Genomic DNA, 2291 nt, shown 5'->3' with positions numbered 1-2291 from the left:
GGGCCTGCGCTTGTTGCCTGTATGTCGCAGACTCATCATACGTGGAAAGGCTTTTGGCCAAGTGTGATCGTATTAATGGATGGAGTTGCATAACAAAGCAATCAAGGTGACCCGTTACACTCGGCGGTTTTGGTATGGAGTTCAGTGTGCTTTGATAGTTCAGCGCGGGGCACCTTATTGCAGGCGTTAGGCATCGAAAAAGCCTGCTTATTGATCTGGTCGTAACCGCATCGCTCAAGAACGGGACATCTTAGGCCACTCGTTCATCGTAAGGCTGCCCTTAAAGATCAGGGATATGCAGGTTGCTACGTTCTTTGCTGCCTCAGACGATGGCAATAAGCGTTCCTAGTTTCCTCGTTGCACCGCAGTGAAAGGCTTGTCGACAACTCAACCTGTCAGCCTGGTGATGCAGCCACAATTAACACCTCATAAGGTTGTCATGCAAGTTTAGCTGGCTTTAAGGTGTTGAAAGTATTTATGTTACGTTAAGGTTCTTTGTTGCTGTATCCCATGGTTGGCGGCGGACTGCGCTGAGAGTTGGCCGGTCAAGTAGGAATGCCGCAAGTGGAAATGCCTAACAAAGCAATCAAGGTGACCCGTTACACTCGGCGGTTTTGGTATGAAGTTCAGTGTACTTTGTTGGTTGAGTGTGGGGCACCTTATCGCAGGCGTTAGGCATGGGAAAGCCTGCTTTTGGATCTGGTCGTAACCGCGTCGCCCAAGAACGGGAAAACTTAGGCCATTCGTTCATCGTAGGGCTGTCCTTAAAGTTCTGGGAAATGCAGGTTGCTCCGTTCTTTGCTGCCCCAAACGCTGGCAATTAACATTCCTAGCTTCCTCGATACACCGCTGTGAAAGGCTTGTCGTCAACTCAACCCATCAGTCCAGTGGCGCAGCCTCGATTAGCATCTCATCAGGATGTCATGCAAGTGTAGCTGGCTTTAAGTTGCTGTTAGTAATCATGTTCCGTTAATATTCATGTATGCTGTATCCCATGGCTGGCGGCGAAGAATGCTGAAAGTTCATCGGCCAAGCAGTGATTTCATATGTGGAAATGCCTAACAAAGCAATCAAGGTGACCCGTTACACTCGGCGGTTTTGGTATGAAGCTTGGCGTGTTTTGCTGGTTTTGTGTGGGGCACCTTATTGCAAGCGTTAGGCATTAAATCAAAAATTAAGTATTAATATGAATTCAGTAGAAATAGAAAAAGTCTTATTAGCTTTAGGTTTTGTAGAAAAACCAAATAGTATTAAATCCATTCGGCTTGAACATCATAAATTAGATTATCCGGTTTATATAAAAAACCGAGTGGCAATACAAAAGTCAATTATGTCAAAAAAGAGCCTTTGGTAGTACATGATAGCTATCAAGCGGTGTTAGAACAATTAGCATACCTTTTCGAAGGAATTAAACCAAACTTTAATGAATTTCATCATTCTACAAGTTTGACCGCTTTCGAAAAACGGCTGCATAGAGGAGCTGAACCTATACACTTTGGTATCGCCGTTGACTTTGATGATGTAGAATCTGTGATTCAATTTGTGAGTTATATCTTGGGTGATGAATTTTTAAAGGTTGATGGTTTAGAGGATTTCGTTTACGCAAAGGAATTAGAAACTGTTCGACAAGCTTTGGTTGACGTACGTGTTGGTCAAGGGAGTTTTCGTCGTAAATTAGTTGAAATGTGGGGCGGTTGTTCTGTGACAAATGTTTCACAAAGTGACTTTTTAATTGCTTCCCATATTAGACCTTGGGTAAAATCTAATAATGTCGAAAAGTTAGATGTATATAATGGTTTACTTTTAACCCCGAATTTAGATAAGGCCTTTGATAAAGGTTTTATAACATTCGATAGTACGGGGAATATCCTAATATCTCGCGAGATTTTAGATGATGCCAATCTGTTGGGTATTAATACTCATATGAGTCTGAGGTTTATAAATAAAGCCCATCAAGTTTATTTAGAGTGGCATCGAGAAAACCTCTTTAAAAATGCCTAACAAAACAATCAAGGTGACCCGTTACACTCGGCGGTTTTGGTATGAAGTTCAGTGCGCTTTGTTAGTTTCGTGCGGGGCACCTTATTGTAGGCATTAGGCATTAGGCATGAGAAAAGCCTGCTTTTGGATCTGGTCGTAACCTCATCGCCCAAGAACGGGAAATCTTAGATCATTCGTTCATCGTAGGGCTGTCCTTAACGTTCGGAGAAATGCAGGTTGTTCTGTTCTTTGTTGCCTCTGACGATGGCAATATATATTTCTAGCTTCTTCGATACACCGCTGTGAAAGGC

At 43.0% G+C, this 2291-nt stretch carries 2 protein-coding genes; both read left to right on the top strand.

Translation table 11 applies throughout. The features are described 5' to 3' along the window. Positions 1–1186: 1186 nt before the first annotated feature. Positions 1187–1354 carry a hypothetical protein gene (locus L4D19_RS30075; RefSeq protein WP_428455450.1) on the top strand — a complete coding sequence of 56 codons (168 nt, stop codon included), beginning with the start codon at positions 1187–1189 and terminating at the stop codon, positions 1352–1354. Then, positions 1348–2001 (top strand): HNH endonuclease, encoded by a 654-nt coding sequence (locus L4D19_RS30070; RefSeq protein WP_428455449.1) that lies wholly within the window; start codon positions 1348–1350, stop codon positions 1999–2001. The genes L4D19_RS30075 and L4D19_RS30070 overlap by 7 nt, the downstream gene beginning before the upstream one ends. Positions 2002–2291: the final 290 nt, after the last annotated feature.

Origin of the sequence: Photobacterium kasasachensis, assembly GCF_050336885.1 — a bacterium.
Taxonomy (GTDB): Bacteria; Pseudomonadota; Gammaproteobacteria; order Enterobacterales; family Vibrionaceae; genus Photobacterium; species Photobacterium kasasachensis.
The sequence above is the reverse complement of the archived record's forward strand: the minus strand, read 5'-3'. Positions and strand labels throughout refer to the sequence as shown.

Excerpts from the sequence above, each read along its gene's own strand:
- L4D19_RS30075 (WP_428455450.1), top strand. The coding sequence starts at position 1,187 with ATGAATTCAGTAGAAATAGAAAAAGTCTTATTAGCTTTAGGTTTTGTA.